Annotated in this window: 27 protein-coding genes; 1 reads left to right on the plus strand and 26 read right to left on the minus strand. The window is 48.0% G+C overall.

All coding sequences use genetic code 11. The annotated features are described in order from the left end of the window. Positions 1 to 18: 18 nt before the first annotated feature. From panD to bshB1, 7 genes are all read right to left on the minus strand, one after another. Positions 19 to 402 carry an aspartate 1-decarboxylase gene (panD, locus tag PQI28_RS00345; RefSeq protein ID WP_015881490.1) on the minus strand — a complete coding sequence of 128 codons (384 nt, stop codon included), beginning with the start codon at positions 400 to 402 and terminating at the stop codon, positions 19 to 21. Between the two features lie 5 nt (positions 403 to 407). Beyond that, positions 408 to 1,238, minus strand: a complete 831-nt coding sequence (gene panC, locus PQI28_RS00350; protein ID WP_339962310.1) for a pantoate--beta-alanine ligase — start codon at positions 1,236 to 1,238, stop codon at positions 408 to 410. After that, a complete protein-coding gene (gene panB, locus PQI28_RS00355; RefSeq protein WP_214783637.1) occupies positions 1,238 to 2,071 on the minus strand; it encodes a 3-methyl-2-oxobutanoate hydroxymethyltransferase in 834 nt (277 codons plus the stop codon). The genes panC and panB overlap by 1 nt, the downstream gene beginning before the upstream one ends. 224 nt (positions 2,072 to 2,295) lie before the next feature. Then, positions 2,296 to 3,258, minus strand: coding sequence for a biotin--[acetyl-CoA-carboxylase] ligase (locus PQI28_RS00360; RefSeq protein ID WP_214691900.1), 963 nt, complete (start codon positions 3,256 to 3,258; stop codon positions 2,296 to 2,298). Next, on the minus strand, positions 3,231 to 4,370 hold the full coding sequence (locus PQI28_RS00365) for a CCA tRNA nucleotidyltransferase (protein WP_214745356.1): 1,140 nt from the start codon (positions 4,368 to 4,370) through the stop codon (positions 3,231 to 3,233). The genes PQI28_RS00360 and PQI28_RS00365 overlap by 28 nt, the downstream gene beginning before the upstream one ends. Beyond that, positions 4,367 to 5,488 (minus strand): N-acetyl-alpha-D-glucosaminyl L-malate synthase BshA, encoded by a 1,122-nt coding sequence (gene bshA / locus PQI28_RS00370; RefSeq protein WP_339962313.1) that lies wholly within the window; start codon positions 5,486 to 5,488, stop codon positions 4,367 to 4,369. The genes PQI28_RS00365 and bshA overlap by 4 nt, the downstream gene beginning before the upstream one ends. Then, positions 5,485 to 6,168: a bacillithiol biosynthesis deacetylase BshB1 gene (bshB1, locus tag PQI28_RS00375; protein ID WP_214745360.1), complete on the minus strand. Its 684-nt coding sequence runs from the start codon at positions 6,166 to 6,168 to the stop codon at positions 5,485 to 5,487. Before bshB1 ends, bshA begins: the two co-directional genes overlap by 4 nt. Positions 6,169 to 6,280: 112 nt before the next feature. Here bshB1 and PQI28_RS00380 point away from each other — a divergent pair, with 112 nt between their 5' ends. After that, positions 6,281 to 7,156 (plus strand): YitT family protein, encoded by an 876-nt coding sequence (locus PQI28_RS00380; RefSeq protein ID WP_074034617.1) that lies wholly within the window; start codon positions 6,281 to 6,283, stop codon positions 7,154 to 7,156. Between the two features lie 41 nt (positions 7,157 to 7,197). Here the strand turns inward: PQI28_RS00380 and PQI28_RS00385 are convergent, their stop codons facing one another. The 19 genes from PQI28_RS00385 to PQI28_RS00475 all read right to left on the minus strand — a co-directional run bounded on the left by PQI28_RS00385 (position 7,198) and on the right by PQI28_RS00475 (position 22,076). Continuing rightward, positions 7,198 to 7,653, minus strand: a complete 456-nt coding sequence (locus PQI28_RS00385; RefSeq protein WP_339962314.1) for a GreA/GreB family elongation factor — start codon at positions 7,651 to 7,653, stop codon at positions 7,198 to 7,200. Between the two features lie 62 nt (positions 7,654 to 7,715). After that, positions 7,716 to 8,399 (minus strand): zinc metallopeptidase, encoded by a 684-nt coding sequence (locus PQI28_RS00390; RefSeq protein WP_214745364.1) that lies wholly within the window; start codon positions 8,397 to 8,399, stop codon positions 7,716 to 7,718. 38 nt (positions 8,400 to 8,437) lie between these two features. Continuing rightward, positions 8,438 to 9,055 carry a DUF1405 domain-containing protein gene (locus tag PQI28_RS00395; RefSeq protein WP_214691884.1) on the minus strand — a complete coding sequence of 206 codons (618 nt, stop codon included), beginning with the start codon at positions 9,053 to 9,055 and terminating at the stop codon, positions 8,438 to 8,440. An 88-nt stretch (positions 9,056 to 9,143) separates the two neighbouring features. After that, entirely contained in the window at positions 9,144 to 9,938 is a 795-nt protein-coding gene (locus tag PQI28_RS00400) for a menaquinol-cytochrome c reductase cytochrome b/c subunit (protein ID WP_074034621.1), read from the minus strand. A gap of 33 nt (positions 9,939 to 9,971) precedes the next feature. Continuing rightward, positions 9,972 to 10,643: a menaquinol-cytochrome c reductase cytochrome b subunit gene (gene qcrB, locus PQI28_RS00405; protein WP_015881478.1), complete on the minus strand. Its 672-nt coding sequence runs from the start codon at positions 10,641 to 10,643 to the stop codon at positions 9,972 to 9,974. 15 nt (positions 10,644 to 10,658) lie between these two features. Beyond that, positions 10,659 to 11,162, minus strand: coding sequence for a QcrA and Rieske domain-containing protein (locus PQI28_RS00410; RefSeq protein WP_214691882.1), 504 nt, complete (start codon positions 11,160 to 11,162; stop codon positions 10,659 to 10,661). A 110-nt stretch (positions 11,163 to 11,272) separates the two neighbouring features. After that, positions 11,273 to 11,713: a DUF2487 family protein gene (locus PQI28_RS00415; protein ID WP_224860738.1), complete on the minus strand. Its 441-nt coding sequence runs from the start codon at positions 11,711 to 11,713 to the stop codon at positions 11,273 to 11,275. A 160-nt stretch (positions 11,714 to 11,873) separates the two neighbouring features. Next, a complete protein-coding gene (locus PQI28_RS00420; protein ID WP_214691878.1) occupies positions 11,874 to 12,407 on the minus strand; it encodes a ReoY family proteolytic degradation factor in 534 nt (177 codons plus the stop codon). A gap of 23 nt (positions 12,408 to 12,430) precedes the next feature. Continuing rightward, complete coding sequence (locus tag PQI28_RS00425) at positions 12,431 to 13,705, minus strand: tetratricopeptide repeat protein (protein ID WP_339962315.1); 1,275 nt, start codon at positions 13,703 to 13,705, stop codon at positions 12,431 to 12,433. 29 nt (positions 13,706 to 13,734) lie between these two features. After that, positions 13,735 to 14,985 carry a 3-phosphoshikimate 1-carboxyvinyltransferase gene (gene aroA / locus PQI28_RS00430; RefSeq protein WP_339962316.1) on the minus strand — a complete coding sequence of 417 codons (1,251 nt, stop codon included), beginning with the start codon at positions 14,983 to 14,985 and terminating at the stop codon, positions 13,735 to 13,737. Then, positions 14,985 to 16,037 (minus strand): 3-dehydroquinate synthase, encoded by a 1,053-nt coding sequence (locus PQI28_RS00435; RefSeq protein ID WP_339962317.1) that lies wholly within the window; start codon positions 16,035 to 16,037, stop codon positions 14,985 to 14,987. Before PQI28_RS00435 ends, aroA begins: the two co-directional genes overlap by 1 nt. Further along, entirely contained in the window at positions 16,031 to 17,194 is a 1,164-nt protein-coding gene (aroC, locus tag PQI28_RS00440; protein WP_214783665.1) for a chorismate synthase, read from the minus strand. The genes PQI28_RS00435 and aroC overlap by 7 nt, the downstream gene beginning before the upstream one ends. 9 nt (positions 17,195 to 17,203) lie before the next feature. Next, positions 17,204 to 17,983, minus strand: a complete 780-nt coding sequence (locus tag PQI28_RS00445) for a CheR family methyltransferase (protein ID WP_214783668.1) — start codon at positions 17,981 to 17,983, stop codon at positions 17,204 to 17,206. A 103-nt stretch (positions 17,984 to 18,086) separates the two neighbouring features. Further along, positions 18,087 to 18,506 (minus strand): nucleoside-diphosphate kinase, encoded by a 420-nt coding sequence (ndk, locus tag PQI28_RS00450; protein ID WP_214691868.1) that lies wholly within the window; start codon positions 18,504 to 18,506, stop codon positions 18,087 to 18,089. A gap of 91 nt (positions 18,507 to 18,597) precedes the next feature. Then, positions 18,598 to 19,560, minus strand: a complete 963-nt coding sequence (locus PQI28_RS00455) for a polyprenyl synthetase family protein (RefSeq protein ID WP_337873717.1) — start codon at positions 19,558 to 19,560, stop codon at positions 18,598 to 18,600. 3 nt (positions 19,561 to 19,563) lie between these two features. After that, positions 19,564 to 20,265: a demethylmenaquinone methyltransferase gene (locus PQI28_RS00460; RefSeq protein ID WP_214691866.1), complete on the minus strand. Its 702-nt coding sequence runs from the start codon at positions 20,263 to 20,265 to the stop codon at positions 19,564 to 19,566. A 20-nt stretch (positions 20,266 to 20,285) separates the two neighbouring features. Then, on the minus strand, positions 20,286 to 20,858 hold the full coding sequence (locus tag PQI28_RS00465; RefSeq protein WP_214745382.1) for a heptaprenyl diphosphate synthase component 1: 573 nt from the start codon (positions 20,856 to 20,858) through the stop codon (positions 20,286 to 20,288). Positions 20,859 to 20,983: 125 nt separating this feature from the next. Then, the gene (locus PQI28_RS00470; protein ID WP_074034634.1) at positions 20,984 to 21,256 is read right to left on the minus strand and encodes an HU family DNA-binding protein; all 273 of its coding nucleotides are present in this window, start codon (positions 21,254 to 21,256) and stop codon (positions 20,984 to 20,986) included. Between the two features lie 109 nt (positions 21,257 to 21,365). Beyond that, positions 21,366 to 22,076 carry a hypothetical protein gene (locus PQI28_RS00475; RefSeq protein ID WP_214783674.1) on the minus strand — a complete coding sequence of 237 codons (711 nt, stop codon included), beginning with the start codon at positions 22,074 to 22,076 and terminating at the stop codon, positions 21,366 to 21,368. Positions 22,077 to 22,079: the final 3 nt, after the last annotated feature.

Here is a 22,079-nt window from a genome sequence, read left to right on the forward strand (position 1 = left end):
TCGACACCCCCGAATGTTTTATAAAATCGTGTGAGCGATTTCTTCGTAAAGAAGTTGATCGACCTCGTTTTGCTCGTTCAATACGGCTACTTTTGGACGATGCGTTTTCGCTTCTTCTGCAGTCATTTGACCGTACGCCATGATGATGACAACATCACCGACCTGGAAATGTCTTGCTGCCGCACCGTTTAAACAAATCACACCAGAACCACGTTCGCCTTTGATGACATACGTCTCGATACGAGCGCCATTATGGTTGTTCGTGATGTGCACATGTTCATTTTCCATGATGCCGACTGCATCCATCAAATCCTCATCGATTGTAATCGAACCGACGTAGTGTAAGTTTGCTTCTGTCACCGTTGCTTTATGAAGCTTTGCGTGCATAAATGTACGAATCATTGGATTCATCCCTTCTTCCAAATCACATTATCAATCAATCGGGCTCGTTCGAATTGAACGGCCACCGCCATCAATATTTCTTTCGAATCGCTTGAAGCGTCAGCAAGCGTCGGGTAGTCAACGAGTTCGACATAGTCGATTTGACTGTTCGGGATCTCGTGTAATCGTTCGGTCAGTCGTTGCTTCACTTCTTCAAGATCATGACCTGCCTCAAGTGTTTCTCGCGCTGTCGTCAATGCTTTAAAGATTTGACTCGCATCTTCTTTTTCAGTGTCTGACAAATATACGTTTCGAGAAGACTTGGCTAGTCCTGTCTCCTCACGAATAATCGGGCAGCGTCGAATCTCGACCGGGACAAAATAGTCTCGGACGTACCCTTCGATGAGTGCTACTTGCTGGGCGTCTTTCAGACCGAAATAAGCACGTGTCGGTTGAACAAGGTTAAATAATTTCGAAACGATTGTCAACACACCATCAAAATGGCCGAGACGACTCGCCCCACATAATACATCCGCCCCTTTGCGAACAGTGACGCGCGCCATATCAAGCGGGTACATCGTCTCCGTCGTCGGATAGAAGAGGAGATCGACACCAGCTTCTCGTGCCAACTTTTCATCTCGTTCGAAGTCACGAGGATATCGATCGAGGTCTTCGTTCGGACCGAACTGAGTCGGATTGACGAAAATACTCATGACAACGAGGTCATTCTCACGTCGCGCGTTCTCGACGAGACTCATGTGTCCTTCATGCAAATATCCCATCGTTGGCACAAAACCAATCGTTTGATCCGTTGGCAACGTGTGACGTAACTCTTCAACTGTTGATACAATCTTCATCATTTTCCTCCATACAGCGAGTCGAGCAATGACTCATCCATTGTGAACGTGTGACGTTCAAGCGGGAATTGTCCAGCTTTCGTCTCTTCCACATAAGAGCGGATGGCCTCTGTCGCCACTTCATTCACGTCGGCATATGCCTGAACGAATTTCGGTAAGCGGTCCACGCCATATTTCAACACGTCATGATAGACGAGTACTTGTCCGTCTACCTCTGCCCCGGCACCGATTCCGATGACTGGAATCGTCAACTCTTCTGCGATTCGTTTCGCCAACTGATGCGGCACACACTCAAGGACGAGCATTTTCGCACCGGCACGTTCGGCAGCCAAGCTATCTTGAAGCAGTGTCTCTGCCGCCTCAAGGGATTTCCCTTGCACTTTATACCCTTCTAGCACACCGACCGATTGCGGGGTCAACCCTAGATGGGCAACACAAGGCATTCCTACTTGAGTGAGTCGTTCAATCGTCTGAAGAACTTCACCCGCACCTTCTAGTTTGATTGCATCCGCATGTCCTTCTTGGAAGAGACGGGAGGCAGCCTGAAGTGTTCGGTCAAAATCACCATGGTATGTCGCAAATGGCATATCCACTACGACGAATGTGTTTTTCGCCCCACGGCGAACAGCCTTCGAATGGTGAAGCATATCTTCTGTCGTCACCGGGATTGTCGAGTCATACCCGAGGACGACCATCCCTAGAGAATCACCGACCAAAATCAAATCGACACCAGCCGCTTCGGCAAGTTTGGCTGACGGATAATCATACGCCGTCAACATGACGAGCTTTTCTTGCTCGTTCATCTTTTTCAATAATGAAGTCATCGTGTGCATCTGTTTCTCCTCCTAAACGTGGAGACAGGAAAGAATAAACGCCTTCTTACACGGTTGGCAAGAAGGCGCACGAAAAACAATTTCATGGTTTTCATGAGTAGTGTCCTTCTGTCCCTGTCAAAATGATCAAGGCAGACAACTGATTGTGACAGTCTGCAAGCGCGGTACACTTCAAAAACTGATAGCGTCCGACACATTAAGTATAGTCGATGGTCTCGCTTTCATCAATCATTCCACACTGCAATCTCAGCAGAGTAGACGGGTTCAACCTTTCCTTCTTCTTCAAGAAGCAATGCGCCCTCTTCGGAAATCCCTCGCATGACCCCTGTACGAGAAGTACGAGAAGCGTTCAACGTGACTTTTTCATTCAAGTAGGCGGCATGTTGCATCCAATTAATCCGGATTGGATCAAAACCACTTTCGAGGAATCGGTCATATTCGACTTCAAGTTCAGCCAGTAGTTCAGCCAACAGTTCACTTCGACGGAATCGCTTTCCGGTCTCTAGATAAAGAGAAGTGGCCCGATGAGCTAACTCGTCTGGAATCTCCTCACCATTGACGTTCATCCCGAACCCTAGGATGACAGCCTGAATCCGATCACCCTCCGTCTGCATCTCTGTCAAAATGCCACCGATTTTCTTCCCATTCAATAATAAATCATTCGGCCACTTGATCATGACATCAAGATTTTGATGGTTGAGCGCCCGTGCGAATGCACTCGCTGCCATCAACGTGAGTTTCGATGCGTCTCGAATCGGCAAATCCGGTCTTAAGATGATGCTCGCCGCAATATTGACATGTTTTGGGTTATGCCAATGACGACCGAGTTGTCCTCGTCCGGCAGTCTGTTCTTCACTGATGACAATCGTTCCTTCCGACACATGCTGTTGCGCCAATTCATGGGCGATTCGTTGTGTCGTATCGACTTGTTCATACGCATGGACCGTCTGACCGAATCGACCTTTACGGAATGAGACAAATGCTGGTTCATCCAGACGGTCACTCTGTTCAATCAGTTGATATCCTTTACGGGGGATGGTATGGATCGCATATCCGTCTTGCTTCAACGTTTCAATGTGCTTCCAAATAGCGGTACGTGAAATATTCAATTGGCGCGCCAATTCTTGTCCGCTCCATACTTCCCCATTTTGTAATAACGTCAAGACACGCCCGCGCGTTGAAGCCATCGTCTCGCCTCCTCTTTTAATACGGTCCCGTGATTCGGAATCTCTTGTGAAATGACACGTCGTTCGAGATCAAGCAATAGATGCTTGATCGCCTCGCCTGTCGCACCGAGTTCAAGCGCATCCCGTCCATTGAATTTCAGTTCTTGGCGGGACTGGATTGGGAGTGACTCCTTCAGTTCACGACTGCGGTCTGGTTCACCATTCATTTTAAAATAAGTCGAGAGAGTCCGCTCATCCGTCGTGTAAACCGTCATCACATCGAGTCCGGTCTCACAGAGCTGCGCAAGCACTCGAGCCTCCCGCTTGATTGCATTCGATCGTTTCCATGGCAGTAGCCATGCCTCATCTTTTGCGTGATAGAGGAAGATGGCCCACCCACTGACCGCATTCACTGGAGTGCGATCATCTTGTTGCACCCGTTGCATCAGTTCGGTCGTCACATTCGGTAGATGACGATGGATGCCGAGCTCGACCATCTCTGCTAACGCTTTTCGATAGGCCGGTCCCGTCAACAATTTCTCAAACTCGATTGCGATGCGTTCCATTGCGATTTGTTCAAGTTTGTGACTAAGTGAACTCGCTGCGTGACGCAATTCTTCGTGTAACGTGAAGTCGAGCTGAGACATGAAACGGAGCGCACGCATGATGCGAAGGGCATCTTCACCAAACCGCTCGAAAGGACTCCCGACCGTGCGAATGATGCGTTCATCTAGATCGTGTTGCCCTCCGAATAAATCGACGACTTGTCCGTCATGAAACGCCATCGCGTTCATTGTGAAGTCACGACGTAACATGTCTTCTTCGAGCGATACACCGAGTGCGACATGGTCCGGACGTCTTGAATCTGAATATGATCCTTCCGACCGGAATGTCGTCACTTCGAACGGATGATGGTCGATGATGACCGTGACCGTTCCATGTTCGATACCGGTCGGGACCGATTTCGGGAACAGCGCCATCACTTCTTCCGGGAAGAGGGACGTGGCCAAATCGATATCGTCGGGCAAATTTCCAAGGACATAGTCCCGAACGGCTCCACCGACGATATACGCCTCGCCGCCATGTCGTTCAATCGTCTCAATGATCTGTTTTGCATACTCCCATTCTGTCATGATGTCACCACCTGTTCATACAAGCGTTCATATTGTGTCACGATGTCTTGTGAGGCGAATCGTTTCGATTTCACCAACCCGTTTTGTCTGAAACGCTCCTGTAACGTTGCGTCTGTCAACAGCTGTTGCATGGCCATAGCGGCTTTCATTGCATCGCCTCGTGGAACGACGAACCCGTCCTCACCGTCCGTGATCACTTCAGGTAGTCCGCCGGCGTCACTGACGACCGACGGGACTCCCGTTGCCATCGCCTCGAGTGCCACAAGTCCGAACGCCTCTTTGTCTGATAAGAGAACATGGACGTCACTAATGGAGAGCAGTGCAGCGACTTGCTCTTGTTTCCCGGCAAAGATGACTTGATCTTCAAGACCCATCTCCGTCACGAGTCGGCGCATGGCACCCATGAGCGGGCCGTCTCCGACGAGTAACAGTTTTTTATTTGGAACGTCCATCTTGTCGAACGCCTCGAGGACGAGGTCGACGCGTTTGACGGGACGGAAGTTTGAAATATGGATCACGACCCGGTCGTCTATCGTCAAGCCGTATCGTTCCCGTAAGATTGGGTCGAATTGTGGAGTGTACACCGATTCATCAATAAAGTTGTGAATGACTTGAATCGGCAAATTGCTAGCAATCCGCTCCTCCGTCTCACGTTTCAAACTGTGCGAGACGGCAGTAATCGCGTTGGATTGGCGCAACCCATATAAAATCGCCGGTTTCAATTCCTCATCCTCACCGAGAACGGTGATATCGGTTCCGTGTAGCGTCGAGACGATCGGCGTCTTCACACCGGCCATCTCCCGACCGAGCGCGGCACACACGGCATGTGGTACGGCATAATGCGCATGAATGACATCGAGCCCGAACGACTGGATGACACTCGCAATTTTCGCGGAGAGTGTCATATCGTACGGTGGATAGCGAAAGACTGAATATTGGTTGATTTCGACTTGGTGGAACGTGATATTCGGATGATAGGCGTTCAAACGAAACGGCATACTGCTCGTAATGAAATGAACGTCATGTCCTCGGTCCGCAAGCTTCATGCCGAGTTCCGTCGCTAAAATCCCCGAACCACCGACAGATGGATAACACAGAATTCCGATTCGATACGTCATGTGAGCTCACCTGCCCGTTTCACGACATACGGTCGCACCCGTTTCAACCCTTCCGCATACGACACGCCAATCAAACTCCCAAAATGGCGTTCACGGGCGATGACCCGTTCCACGTATGCATCGGTGAGCGGTGTTTTCACCCCATCGACTGGAGTGAACTGGCTTGCGTAACATTGGAGTGCCCGTGTCTTCACTTCAATCGTGTCACTAATATCCACGCATACATCCGGCTCGACATGTGCATTGATCATATATTGATACACACTTTCTGGTCGATATGCCGGAAGCTCCGGTAAATATTTTCGAATACCCGCGTTGAATAACGCCTCTGTCACGAGATAAGCGCATGCCGCATGGTCGGGATGGCGGTCGACTTCATATGGATACAATAAGTGCGTTGGACGCTCACGTCGAATCAAGGAGACGATTGCCTTGAGCTGTTCTTCTCCCCCGTCAATTCCCCGGTCTTTAAATCCGAGATTGATTCGACGGACACCAAGCACGTCATCTGCCATACTGGCTTCTTGTTGTCTCGTTTCTACATCACCATTTGAAGAAAGTTCCGCTCTCGTCAAATCGACGTAAACGACCTCAATCTTCTCTTTCGTCCATTGGGCGGTCATCCCTGCAATCCCGATCTCGATATCATCTGGATGTGCCCCGATGGCTACTACTTTCATTTACATCACCTCTTCTTTGAAAAGTATAGCCGACTCGTTTCTGAATGTCATATGTTCAGGGTAGTCAATCGAACTGTTTTTCGAGTACTCTATCTAAGGGGAGGTGAACCTAATGACGGTACAATTACCGATTCGTGTTCGAAATATTATTTTCATCTTAATAGGTTCTTTTATTTTTGCATTCGGCGTTTATCACTTCAACGTCCAAAACAACTTGGCAGAGGGGGGGTTCACCGGGATCACCTTGATTCTTCGGGGTCTCTTTGATATCTCGCCTTCCATCACGAACTTGGCGTTAAATATCCCACTCTTTTTCATGAGTTATAAGTTGTTAGGGCGAACGACTTTCGTCTATACACTTATCGGGACATTCTCATTTTCACTTTGGTATGCACTCATCGCTAAATATTCTACACTCGTCATCGACCTAACGGATGACATGGTGCTCGCAAGTTTGTTTGCCGGTCTCTTTATCGGAGTCGGACTCGGAATCATCTTTAACAATGGCGGAACGACTGGTGGCGTCGATATCATCGCGCGACTCGTACAACGCTATATCGGCTGGTCGATTGGAAAGACGTTCCTCATCTTTGACTTCTTTGTCATCGTTCTCAGTTTGACGTATCTCGATATCCGCGAGGCGATGTATACGCTTCTCGCCGTCTATATCGGGGCACGTGTCATCGACTCGATGCAAGAAGGAACGTATGCCGGTAAGGCGGCGATGATCATCAGCGACCACCGGACTGCCATCGCCGACGGTATTCATGCGACGATGAATCGCGGCACGACAAGACTACTTGCCAAAGGTGGCTATTCGAACCGTGAACTTGAAGTGCTATACGTCGTCGTCGGGCGAAATGAAGTGAATCGCTTGAAGACGATCGTCAAACAGATCGATCCCCATGCGTTCGTCACATTCCATCACGTCTATGAAGTGGGCGGAGAGGGCTTTACTTTCGATGAGAATCGAATGCCGCTGAAATAAGCAAAAAATCGCCTCGTTCACAGGAATGAACGGGCGATTTTTTATGGCTCGATGCTGAGCACCTCGACTTGAATCGTGCCTCCTGGCGTTTCAACTTGAATCGTTTGACCAATTGTCGCCCCCATCAAACTAAGACCGAGTGGTGATGTCATCGAAATGCTTCCTCGTTCTAGATCCGCTTCTGCCTCACTCACGATTCGATAACTCTCGGTATCCTCGTCGCCTTCACGAATCACGACCCGATTCCCGAACGTCACGACTTCTGACTGTTCGGATTCGACGATTGTCACGTCGGCAAGCAGGCGCTCAAGGTCTTGAATATCCGCCTCTACCCGCTCATATTCCCGTACCGCCTCAGTATAGGTGACATCTTCTCGAAAATCACAAAATTTCCGCGCTGTACGTATACGTTCACGCGCATCCGTCCTGTCTTGCTTTAACATGGCTAGTTTATTTTTCAATTGCTCATGACCGTACTCTGTCAGTTGCGGTTTCATCAACAACATTTCCTTTCATCAAAAAATAAAAAAATCCCGCCGATTCTTGACGGGATTTCGTTCTATTCCTCACGTGGCATGAAGACGATGAGCGCCAAACGGATGAGTTCGGCAACGGCTACGAGCGTTGCAGCCACATACGTCCATGCTGCGGCATTCAATACTTTCCGTGCGCCAGACTCTTCTGTCGCCGTCACGATGCCGTGTGACGTCAACTGAGCCATCGCTCGTTTCGACGCATCGAACTCGACCGGGAGCGTGATCAATTGGAACACGACCGCCCCGAGCATCATGATGACACCGAGCTGTGCCAATCCGAGTGCACCGAACAAGAAACCACCGAGTAACAATGGGAACGACAAGTTCGACGTGATGTTGACGACTGGAACGAGGCTATGTCGAACGCGCATCATCTTGTAGTCGGTCGCATCTTGAATGACGTGACCGATCTCGTGGGCCGCGATGGCTGCCGACGAAATCGTCGAACCTTGATACACTTCACGAGAGAGACGGACGACCTTATTGACCGGATCATAGTGGTCGCTCATGAGTCCATCGACCATCTCGATTCGTACGTTGTGGACACCGTTTTGTTTCATGATGAAATCAGCGACTTGTGCGCCGGTGACACCGCTTTGAAGCGGCTGTTTTAAAAACTGTTTGTACGTGCTTTTCACTCGCATCTGGGCCCATAAGGGGATGAGCATAATCAGTGCAAGATAGAAAATATAGCCACCTAATGACATTTTCTATTTCACCTCTGCGTGTATTTGATAATTTGATTTTACATTCTTATGAACTTATTTTCAAGCGAAGGGCGTAGGACGAACGCATATCCCATAAAAAAACATAATCCCGTTAACCAAAACGAGCCGTAGCCGATCCACATGATATGTTCCGCGAGTGACGGATAGCGAGGCCATTGACCGAGCACATAATCAACTACGTCATTATGAATTACCCAAATCAATGTACAGACAAACGATGTAATCGTCCATTTCATAAAAGGTGCGTAGATGAGTGCTTGAAGCGCCATCGCTCCATGAGAAACCATCAACATGACCGCCATTAAGATGGTGATGGTCGGTGCATCCACGGGTAACGTCCCTAAAAACATGATATTCATGATGACGGCCCAAACGCCGTATTTGATTAAGGTAATGAATGCAAGCGTCTCGAATAATGGTGAACGCTTATTCACGATCCATAATCCGAGGACGATCGTAAAGAAGAGGGATGCTGTCGGGCTGTCCGGGACAAACGGCCAATAGACGTATGGTGTGTCCCGCAGCTGAGGCTCATACCAAATATAACCGTAAATCGTACCGCCTAAGTTGATGACAAATAATAGCGTCAGTACGATTCGATTCATTAAGAAAGTGTTTAAAAACGTCGGGTTCATGTTCTCAATCCTTTTTTCTTCAGTTTATCGCAATACGAATACATAAGTAAAAAAGTGTAGCCTGGTTTCTCAGGCTACACTTTATGGCTTACTCGTTATTTTCGCCGCCCTCACCATATGAAGCGATGAATTCAGATAGTACTTGTAAATCTTCAGGTGAGCCGTCCCACTGACCAGCAGGCATCGTCCCAATCCCGTTTACAGCGATATCCGCAATCTCTTCAGCTGTGTACTGTGTTCCGACGAGTGCTGGAGCTGCTGCTCCACCTTCTAGGTTTTGACCGTGGCAGTTCACACAAGATTGAGCTGAATAAATCTCATATCCTGGTGCAGCTGTATCAATTTCAGGACCTTCACCTGGAATTTGAAGTTCACCTTGAGCGTGGACTTGATCCCAGTGTGTCGTTTGAACAGATTCCCAAGTCAAGTAGAAGACCGAGAGAATACCGAGCAACATGAAACTGATGGCGACTGGACGTTTCGCCGGACGACGCTCGAGACCTTGGTCAAGCCAAGGTGCGATGAGAAGTGCCGTGAACGCCAAACCTGGAATGATGACCGTACCAAGCAAGATCCAGTCTCCTGCAGCGAATTGATATTTGAGTAATTGATACAAGAACAAGAAATACCAGTCCGGTAATGGAATGTATGACGTGTTCGTTGGATCGGCGATATTTTGAAGCGGTGGTGCTTCGACGATTGTCAAAGCGATGAAGCCGATCAAGAAGACCGACCCTACCATCCACTCTTTAAGCAAGAAGTTCGGCCAAAACGCCTCTGTGCGTCCTGGGTATTCTGAATAGTCTTTTGCAATGTTTTGTTTCCGATTCGAGATTCCTACTCGAGAGTCGGTTACAAATTTCATCCCTTTACCGCGATGCATATCGTTTCTCCTCCTTTTTCTCCTCGAATCGGCTTATAGCGGTCCAGAAACCCCTTGTTTACGAATCATCAAGAAGTGGGCTCCCAATAGTCCGAACAATGCCGCCGGTAAGAAGAAGACGTGGATGGCGAAGAATCGTGCGAGCGTGCTCGCCCCGACAATCTCACCACCGGCGAGAAGTGTCTTCGCAATACCACCGATGACCGGTACACTTTCAGCGATTTGAAGCGTAACTTTCGTTGCGAACAATGCTTTCATGTCCCATGGAAGCAAGTATCCTGTGAGTCCAAGCGCCAAGACGACGAAGAACAAGAGAACACCGACGACCCAGTTAAGCTCACGTGGCTTCTTATACGATCCCGTGAAGAACACGCGGAGCGTATGTAAGAATAACATGACGATTGCAACGGATGCGCCCCAGTGGTGCATCCCACGAACGATTTGTCCGTGTGCGATTTCATTTTGCAAATAGTATACCGACGCGTGCGCGTTGATGATATCTGGTACATAGTACATCGTCAAGAACATCCCTGAAAGGATTTGGATGACGATTGTAAAGAACGTCAAACCACCAAAACAATAGACAAATGCAGAGAAGTGATGGGCAGGGTTGACGTGTTCTGGTACTTCGTGGTCTGCGATATCGCGCCAAAGTGGTGTGATGTCTACGCGCTCATCGACCCAATCATAAATTTTTTGTAACATCGACTAGTCCCCCTCTCACTTCTGTGAAATTGGGCTACCTAGGTATAGGAAGCCATCTTTTTCTTCTTTTTCATAACGTGCAAGTGGTGCTGTTGGTGGTGTACCCGGGATGTTCGTTCCATCTTTTTCGTAACGTCCTAAGTGACACGGACAGAAAAATTCTTGTGGACGAGTCGGATCACCCGCAAAAGCTACCTGACAGCCGAGGTGTGTACAAATCGGAGAGAGTGCGATGATTTCGCCACTTTCTGTTTTGTATACCCATGCTGAGAGCGTTTCTTCAAATTCGTACCAAGCATCTTGTGTTTGTTTCTTAAAGTCGACACGTTGCGGCTCAGTCGTGATGTCATCAAGACTCATTACTTTTACTTTGTCGCCTGCTCCAGATTTTTTCAAAACCGGATCAATCGCAAAGTTGACCATCGGACTGATCAATGTTGCCGCCATAAAGCCACCTACTCCAGTCAGTGTGTACGTTAAGAACTGACGGCGCGTGACTTTTGACCCATTTTGAGCCATTTCGTTCCCCCCTCATTCGTGTGCATAACCCCATAATTCTTTATGCATTCTTCACAAAAATTTCTCACTCAACAAAATAGTATATCAATAAAACCTCTACGTCAACCGCTTCATGTCGCCATCCAACGGCTCGAAAGTTCCGTGATAACTTGTGTCGCAAAATTTTGAACCATCGTGTGCGCCTGATCGCTCGACATCGCTCCTAGCGCAAGCGGTGGTACGAACAAAATCGGCAAATCATATGGCTTGAAACGGACGTCTGACGCAATAAACAAAACGTGAGAAAAACCGGATGATTCCGCTTTTGCCACCACATCTTTCACCAGTTCCACACCAGCTTCCACATCGGTGTAACTGAGCGTTGGGCTGAGCATCGTCCGACCAGATAATTGACGTTCTGTCTCGACCGTGACAGCATGAATGACTTCATAGCTTTCGGCTTTACGAACCATATCCTCACCAAACGCCAATTCTGCGAGCGGAACGATGAGCGTATCGACGTATTGTCGTTCGGCAATCGAGCGCAGTGCCCCTTGACTATCGAACCTCATCTTTTCCCTCCTCTCCAACTTATCTCATCATGTCTATTGTATCGTACATGACTTCGTTCACGTTTCAAACTTATGAACGAACTGTGAAATAATTGTGTATTCCTACGTTATTAATATACCAAAAAACAAGCGCCAACCGGAACGGAAGCGCTTGTTTTTTTCAAAATAATTTAGATTCCCGTACTTGGTGGAGTTGACTCGTCAAATTGCGGAATAAGTTCTCGTCCCGACGGTCGAGTGCTTTATCGATTTCAATCAATAAACGCTCTTCTTCGAATTGGGCAACGGAAGCTTGAATGACCGTCTGAGCAGAAGACGATACTTCATCTTTCACTTCCGCCACCGGTTCAAACGGATTTTGCTCCACGATGTCAATCCAATTCTCATCAATCATCATGCCTTGAAAATTCAATTCCACATAAATTGGCCCATCGTGCAGACGGATGTCATGATAAGCCTTTTCAGGATTCATGGTCACAAGGTCTCCCCGTCGATATCGAAACGGTTCACCGTCAAATCCGTACGCCGTCATCACAAGACTTCGTGGCGAGACCGAGGCGTTTGTTACGAAATGAACGTTGCCAAGCTTATCCGGATGTCTCAACCAGTAGTCAAGAATCCATTTCGCTTCACGTTTCCGAAGTGTATGATGAGCGACAAATCGCTTCAAAAAATTCCGTTTCCGCTCGACCATCTGACCTCATTCCCTTCCCTTTATCATTCTACGTCATCAGACAATTGTTCGAGCTGGTCTTCGAGCACTTGGCGATCTTCAAGATCGACCACTAGTGCAAGCGATTGCTCGACCACACGTCTCGCGTCTTGTCTACGACCTTCCTCTATCAACAGTGTAGCCCATTCTGTCACAAATGACACGTCCTCTTTCATCATCGGCTCAATCGAGGCATATAAACTGACAGCTTCGTCATATTCCTCGAGCTCATATTTCGCCTTCGCCTTGTACCAAGTCATCAGCGGGGACGTCGTATGATCTTCAAGTGCATCTATTGTTTCGAGGACGTCATCGATTTCTCCTGCTTCGAATAAAATCGATAAGATCAATTCTGTCGCTTGTAGTGATTCCGGATTCAAGACGAGTGCTTCTCGAAGCTCTTTAACGGCCCCATCGCGATTACCGAGTTTGAGGAGCAATTTCGCTTTGACGTGACGAAGTTCGTCATTATAGTCGTCGCGCGTGATTCCTTGATCGACGATTTCAAGCGCTTCTTCCGTCTGTCCATTCGCGTCCAATGCTTCGGTGTAAGGAAGATAGAGCGAGGTAAAGTCCGGGTCCATCGCCTGAAGCTCTTTAAACTGCTTGATGGCAACTTCCTCTCGACCGATTCGATGTGCTGTCATCGCATGTCCGAAGACGGTATTTAAATTACGATGTGTTGCTTTTTCATACTCGTCGAGCGCTTCTTCGAACGACCCAACCATTGTGAGTGCTTCCGCATAGTCCGCTTGATAATCGATCTCGGACGGCAAATTCATTTTAGGTAAACGTGCATAGAGCGGGATGGCCTGCTCAAACGACCCCGTCGATGCGTACAATTCCGCCAACCCATAGATGAGTAATGGTTCGTCTGGATTCTTTTCAAGAGCTTCCATCAATTTTTTCACGGCTACCTCATCGAGCCCCTGAGATTGATACAAATCAGCTAATAAGACGAGAATTCTCACTTGCGTCTCCGCGTCATCTGACTTGACCTTCTCTAAAACAGCAATCGCCTCTTCTTCACGGTCACTGTCTAAATATGCCTCTGCAAGTGAAAGGGCGACGTTTGGGTCACCTTCGTAATCCACGTACAATTTTGAAAGGACTTCTGTCGCTCGGTCGGCAAGACCAAGCTCTAAATACAAATCAGCAATCGCTAAGCGATCATCATCCGACCCGTCTTTCTCAAGTTCTTCTATATGTGCAAGAGCATGTTCAGTCTCTCCTGATTCAAGCATCTCGATAATATGTGTTAATGCTGCTTCATCTAGCATGTTTCGTCCTCCTGGCCTTCGGTTTGTCGTTATTCTATCTCACGTTGAATCTGTTGTAAATCTTGACGGAAGCCGGGATAGCTGACATCGGACGCATCAATGCCTTCAATCTGGATCGTTTCATCCGTGACGAGTGTAGCGACTTGTAACATCATCGACAGACGATGGTCACCATGAGCCGAGACGTTTCCGCCATGAAGACGACTCGGTTTTACGATAAATCCATCCTCTTTTCCAACGATGTCCACCCCCAATTTTCGCAACTCCGAGACGACCACATCAATCCGGTCCGTCTCCTTCACTCTCAGTTCTGCTGCGTCTTTCACGATTGACGGAGAATTTGCCTGTGAAGCGACGAGTGCGAATAACGGCAACTCATCGATTTGTGACGGAATCAGATCCCCTTCTACGACCGTGCCAGACAGTTCACTTGTCGTCACCGTGACGTCACCGACCAATTCCTCCCCGATGGTTCGTTCATTGGAGATGATGACGTGTGCCCCCATCCGTTCGAGCGTCCGCAAAAATCCGATTCGCGTCTCATTCAAACAGACGTCCGTCGTCGTAACGGAGCTATTCGGCACGATGGCCGCCCCTGCCCAGAAGAAGGCAGCCGACGAAGGGTCTGCCGGTACATCGACCTTCGCGCCACTTAGTCGAGAAGGTTCGACACGAATGATTCGTTCCCCTTTTTCCGCATCAACAGTGAGCTGCGCCCCAAAGAGCGGCAACATTCGCTCGGTATGGTCTCTAGACAATATCGGCTCACGAACAATCGTCGTCCCTTCCGCACGTAACCCGGCAAGGAGGACAGCCGATTTCACTTGGGCGCTCGCTACCGGTAACGTATAGTCGATGGATTGTAGCGTTTTTCCTTCAATCACGATTGGCGCCAGATCACCTTTCACGTCCGCTCCCATTTCACGGAGTGGTGCGTTGACACGTCGCATCGGACGTTTTGACAATGACTCATCTCCCACGAGTTCAAATGACCCATCATACCCCGATAAGAGTCCAATCAACAAGCGCATCGTCGTCCCTGAGTTCCCGCAGTCTAATCGTGCCGAACGCGGTGACTCGATCCCCGTGATGAGGAGTTCGTCTTGTTTTTCAATCACTTCTGCTCCGAGTGATCGAATGATGTCGAGCGTAGAGCGACAATCGGCACCGAGTAGTGGATGCACGACGCGCGTCGTCCCAGTCGCCATCATGCCGAATAAAAGCGCACGATGAGTGATCGACTTATCACTCGGCACACGGATTGAACCGTTTAAACTCATCATTCCCACCATCCTTTCATCTGTTCAAATGTATGTTCAAGGTGCTCGAGCGGCACAGATTCAACGACAATCGTGTCACGGAGCAAGACGAACCGAATTTCGCCGTGACGATTCTTTTTATCCCGAACCATTTTTTCGACATATTGCTCGAACGGTTTCCAGTCAATCGGTGTGACATCGTTCAGACGAATCCAATCAAACAATCGTTTCGCCCGTGTCTCGTCTCCCGATAGTAAAAAGGCAAACACCATCCCATGTAACACCGCTTCTCCGTGAGGGATACGGTACGCTTCGACGGACTCAAGCGCATGACCGAACGTATGCCCGAAGTTGAGCCAAGCGCGAATACCTTGCTCTTGCTCATCTTTCTCGACAACTGCTCGTTTCACTTCAATGCCGCGTGCGAGCCATGTGACCCAATCCAATTCCTGATGTTTAGAAAGAGCGGAAAACAAGTCGTCCTCGAAAGAGGATTCGAGGACGTAACGTGATAAATACGCATGTTTCAATAGTTCACCGAGACCGCTCCGAACTTCTTGGATCGGCAAGGTATGAAGTCGAGAAACATTATAATAGACACCAATCGGTTGATAGAATGAGCCGATCGCATTTTTCGCAAGCGGATGATTGACGGCGACTTTACCACCGACAGCCGAATCGTGTGCTAAAATCGTCGTCGGGACTTGTATGTAAGGCACACCACGCATGTAGACACTCGCTAAAAAACCGGCCAAATCACCAATCATCCCGCCACCGAAAGCGACAATCAGAGTATGACGGTCGCATCCGTGTCTCAATCCTTCTGTGACGAGCTGTTCGAGTTGCGATAACGACTTCGACGCATCACCCGCCTTGACGACAGATGAGACGACGCATGGATGGACTTGCTTCAACTTTGTAAGGAACGATTCCCCGTAAAGTGCGTCGACCCGTTCATCTGTGACGACCCAAAGCATCGGGTAACGTGACCAATCACTTGTTTCCATCCAGCGATCTTGATCGTCGACGATAACCTGATACGGGGTCGATGCCGCGATTGGAATAGTCACCATACTCGTAACTCCTCTCGATACTCATCGATTCGGTGTTTTATTCGATCCATCGTATCATGACCGAACGTCTCACATACTTCCTTCGCCATTTCAAACGCGATGACCGCCTCGACGACGAGTGATGCTGCAGGGACAGCACAAGAATCGCTCCGTTCGATCTGAGCGAGGAATGCCTCTTTCGTATCAATATCGACTGATTGAAGAGGTTTATAGAGCGTCGGGATTGGTTTCATGACGGCTGAACAGACAATCGGCATACCCGTTGTCATCCCACCTTCAAAGCCACCGAGGTGATTACTGAGTCGGGTATATCCTTCGTCTTCATAAGCAATCGGGTCCATCACTTCAGAACCGGGACGGTATGCCATTTCAAAACCATCTCCAAACTCCACACCTTTAAATGCGTTGACACTTAAGACCGCCTGCGCGATTTTCGCATCTAATTTACGGTCGTACTGCACATATGAACCAAGACCTGGTACGACACCATGGACTTCCGTACAGACGATGCCGCCAATCGAGTCTCCATTTTCCTTGGCCTCATCGATGCGACGCATCATCCGCTCAGCCGCTACTTCGTCAAGCGTCCGAACGGGTGAGGCGTCGATCACTTCTTTTGCTTCTTGAAGCGATTCAAATGTACGTATCTCTGCCCGTTCTCCACCAATCACTTTGACGTAACTGAAGAGCGACACCCCGACTTGTTGAAGCAATTGTTTACAAAAAGCACCGACTGCGACGCGTGCCGCCGTCTCCCTCGCGCTCGAGCGTTCCAAGACGTCCCGTAAATCTCGATGGTCATACTTCATCCCTCCGACTAAGTCGGCATGCCCTGGTCTCGGCCGTGAGACTCGTCGCTTGATTTCAACATCCTCTTCGATTGGCTCGGCTTGCATGATGTGCTTCCAATGGGTATGGTCTTTATTCTCAATCCAGAATGTGATTGGTGCGCCTGTCGTTTTACCGTGACGTATGCCAGAACGAACATCTACTTGGTCTGACTCAATTTGCATGCGACGTCCTCGTCCATATCCCGACTGACGTTTTTTCAACTCTAGGTTAATTTGATCTAAATCTATAGCGAGACCGGCAGGGGCACCTTCAATGATGACCGTCAGTCCCGGACCGTGTGATTCACCAGCTGTCAAATAGCGCATCTGTTCACCTCATCCATCTGTTTTTTCGTAAAAGAAACTTTGTTTCATCGCATAGCCGTAACGCTTCGGTTGGAAGATTTGTTCGGTTCCACCGACAAACAAGATTCCTCCCGGACGAAGGGCACGTTGAAACGACGTATATACTTTTTCTTTCGCTTCTTCCGTAAAGTAAATCAAAACGTTTCGACAGACAATCAAATCAAAGTTTCGTTCGTACACGTCCGCTAGTAAATTGTGTTTTTTAAACGTCACGAGCTGTTTGATTTCATCCGAAATGAAATAGTCGTCTCCACGACGCGTAAAGTATCGGTTTTTAAACTCATCCGGCAAGTCGATAAGTGCCCGTTCGTGATACTTCCCTTGTTTTGCCTTTTCGATGACGATGTCATCTAAATCAGTGGCCATAATAGAAAATTGAGAAGGTGCCAGATGTTTAGACAATAGCATGGCGAGCGAGTATGGTTCCTCTCCTGTCGAGCACGCTGCACTCCACACGCGGAGTTTCCCTTGACTTGAGCGAATTAGGTGAGGCAGGATATCTTCCTCAAGCTGTTGCCAACGTATCGGATTGCGATAAAACTCACTCACGTTAATCGTCATTCTGTCAAGAAACTCTTCATAGAGCTGGCGATCTGCATCCATCGCCTTTAAGTATTCAAGGAACGACGCGTATCCCTTCTTTTCGCGTAAGGCGACCATCCGACGCTTCATCTGCGCCTCTTTATATAAATTCAAGTCAATTCCAGACTTGATATAAAACTTTTTTACGAAGATGGCATAATCATTCATCACCAATTTCAACCTCAATTCTTTCTCATTTCCTCTTTCTTCTGACCACAAGCTTTTAAAAGGGAATCAAAAAAAGGACAGGTTTCCCCGTCCCTTCGAAAAGTCATGAAACGTGTGAGGCAACTCCTGCGAACCAAAGTGCCAATTCGCGTTCCGCGCTGTCCACACTATCAGAACCATGAATTACGTTTTGTGACATCGTCGATGCAAAATCACCACGAATCGTTCCAGGTTGTGCATCAAGCGGCTTTGTCTTCCCGATCATGAGACGAGAGACGGCTACGATGTCTTCCCCTTCCCATTCCATCGCGACGACCGGACCAGAAGTCAAAAACTCAACCAATTCACCAAAGAACGGCTTTTCTTTATGCTCTGCATAGTGTGCCTCTGCGACTTCAACTGACGGTGTCACCATTTCGAGACGGTTCAATGTATATCCTTTGTTTTCAAAGCGTGAGATGATTTCCCCAATCAATCCACGTTTTACCCCATCCGGTTTAACCATTAAAAATGTCTTTTCCATTCCCCAAATCCCCCTAAGTCAATAAATGTGTACGTTGTACGTATTTAGTGTACACGCTCCTGCACATTTTTGAAAGGGGTTACATGGGCATTTACCATTTACGCTTCCCGATATATTGAGCGATTTCAATCAAAGATCGTTTGTCAGGCACATCTGGCAACCCATCGAGTCGTCGGATGGCGCGTTCAACGTATCGGTCAATCGTGTGTTGGCTTCGTTCTAACGTTCCATTTCGTTGCACTTCACGAACGAGTGATTTTGTCATCTCCATGTCTGTCGATGCACTCACTTGACGGAGACGCTCGTAAAAGGTCGGGTCCTCCGATGAATAGAGCAGCGGCAACGTCTTATGCCCATGCCTTAAATCTTCTCCGACCGGTTTCCCGAGTTGGAAACTCTTTGCCGTGAAATCGAGTAAGTCATCGGTCATTTGGAATGCCATCCCAATGTCGTATCCGAATAGGCTTAGCTGTTTGACGACTTGAGGTGACGCCCCTGAAATAACAGCACCTGCCGCACAACTCGTCTCAATCAAAAGGGCTGTCTTTCGTGCAATTCGATCTAAATATCGCTTAGGTGATTGACCCCAGTCATATTGATCTTGGATTTGATTGATTTCGCCGACACAAATTCGTTCCATCGTGTCCGCCATGATTCGCATCACTTCCGGGGAATCGATTTCGGATACGAGACGAATCGCCTCTCCGAATAACGTATTTCCGGTATACATCGCAACGGTCTCATCATAACGCTCCATGACGGTCGGTTTCCCCCGACGCAGCATCGCATCATCGATGACATCGTCATGAACGAGCGATGCCATATGAATCAACTCAAGACTTGAGGCAACTTTCGTCAAACGGATATCTTTCGTCTCACCGAATCCCGCGCTCAATAAAACGAAAGCTGGTCGGATGCGTTTACCACCAGCATCGAGTAGTTGGCGAGATGCCGATTCAATAACAGGGTGGTCCGTCCTGACTCGAGTTGATAAAAATTGATCGATTTGATCAATCTCTCGGTTCATGTGACGGTAAAGTCGCTTCAAAGACATGTTTCACCACTTCTTTCCTAGATGCATGGCACATGCACCTCCGGAGAATGTCTTCACTTCGACTTGTTCGAACCCGGCATCTTCAAACATGCGTTTGAGCGTCAGACGGTCAGGAAACTGATCGGTCGATTCTTGTAACCATTTGTATTGGTCGTATGACCCGGCAAACACTTTGCCGAACAGAGGCATGACGGTCCCAAAGTAAAATCGATACAATTCTTTAAAAACGGGTGCCGTCGGTTGACTCGTTTCAAGACAGACGACCGTCCCACCCGGTTTTAAAACACGATGCATTTCACGCAAAACCGTCATGTAGTCGGGAACGTTCCGAAGCCCGAATCCGATTGTAACGTAATCAAACGAATGATCCCCAAACGGTAGTGCCATCGCATTCCCGTGTAGTAATTCAATCGTCGGCATTGATTTTACTTTTTCTTCTCCAACTTTCAGCATATTCTCTGAAAAGTCGAGACCTTTGACGACCCCCGTATTCCCTGCAGCTTCAGCCAATTGAATCGTCCAGTCGGCTGTGCCACAACAAACATCTAAACATTTAGCCCCCGGAAAGACGTTCATTTTCTTCATCGTTGTCCGACGCCACCATTTGTGAAGTCGGAAGCTGATAATCGAGTTCATCGTATCGTAGCTCGGAGAAATGGACTGAAATACTTCGTATACTTTTTGCTCTTTTTCTATCGGTTGCAACGCGTAACATCCTTTCCGTTCTAAGCGACCGCGTGCGCGAGCAACGTGTGAAGCTGCTCCTTTTGGTCCTGTCTGAGCGCTGTCGCTTTCTTATCAATCATTCGTTTCCCACTTGTTGTCAAATAAGGTTGTTCAATCAGTTCGGAAAGTGTTTGAATCAATCCGACGTTCGCTTCGATCCAAATGTTCATCGAGACGTTTTTATCGAGCAGTAATGTACATTTTGCAGCATTGACACGTTGTACAGACTGTCCGAATCGATCGCTATACGACGCTGGGAAAGCCGTCAAGATTTTATAAAACTGAGCCGAGGCAAAATCGCCCGCGAGCACTTTTAATTGGCGCTCTAGCGACCCTTTCGGACTACTGTTCACTTGATCATGTAATTCGAGCGCCTGATGAGCGAAATAAGTTGCCATCACGAGTTGTCGATGCTCAATCGATTCCAAATCAATCATCTCGACCATCCAACGAAGCAACAGCATGTCGACCGCTGGTACAACCTCGTGTTTCGTCAAATAGGGATGATTCATACGTTGTTGGATTTGACGAGCAAGGTCTGTGACAACGAATTCATTTGTCAACTGTTCCATGCTATCCCCCCTCGTCCACTTCATTGTCATTCTGACATAGTATAGCACATTTTTGTCACATTCACGTCATTCGAACTCGCAAACGAAACAAAAAAGCCGCCTTTCGGCGACTTATGTATTGCAGATTACTTGACCGCATCTTTGAGCGCTTTACCTGCTTTAAATGCAGGAACTTTGCTCGCTGGGATTTCGATATCTTCTTTTGTACGTGGGTTACGACCTTTACGGGCAGCACGTTCACGAACTTCAAAAGTACCAAAACCGATCAATTGAATTTTTTCACCGTTTTGGAGTGCTTCAGTGATAGATTCGAAAGTAGCTTCTACAACTACTGTAGCTTCTTTTTTCGAAACATTTGCTTTCTCCGCTACTGCTTGGATCAATTCAGTTTTGTTCATCACGATTCACCTCCTCTCACTAGGAGTTTACGGGATTAATCATATCGTACAAACGTTGATATGACAACATTTTTTGCGTGAATTCACGACATTCACCATCAAAACAAGCTCAGTTGTTTAAAAAAACAACTTCTCCTTGTTCATCTATTGTATAGCCTTGTGAATAAGCAGGGGCGAATGGAGCGTCTTCATACAGCAAATAACGAATGTCTTCGCCGATTTCTGGCGACTCATCCGTATTTCGAAGCGCTTCTTTCACGTCTTCTCGATAGTCCACAAATAGTTGTCCGGTACCGTCCACGTAGATCGGGAGTTCACGATCCGAGTACGGACTTGGAATGACCGGTTCTTCTGTGACAAATATTTTGTCGTAATCGAGCGTGAACTGGTTTTTCCCGAGCGAGCCATCGAACGGAAACTTCCCTTCTTTTGCCCGGAACGCATTAATGTTTGTCTGAAGCTGTTGAAGACGCTCCGATACACGCAAATCAATCAATTTGACAGTCGGTTCCGTTTCGACATCGACGAGAATATACTGGAACAACCCACCGCCCTCAAAGCTATTCCCTGGAGGGTCTGCTAAATATCCTGGTACGAGACGGGCAAACTCGATTGGATAACGCTCCATGAGCGGCGTTTCCGCTGGTTTTGTTTTAATGGGCAAGACGCCAGATTGTTCACGATATGCATCGACCGCACTTTGTACGGTATTCAATTGGTCTTCATACGGAATATTGTTAGCTCGTTCCGAGTCCGGAAACATGCATCCTGCCAACAAAGTCGTTAACAGTACACTAACAGCGATAATGCTCTTTTTCATGGT

This window comes from Exiguobacterium sp. USCH10 (genome assembly GCF_037619445.1).
GTDB lineage: Bacteria > Bacillota > Bacilli > Exiguobacteriales > Exiguobacteriaceae > Exiguobacterium > Exiguobacterium aestuarii_A.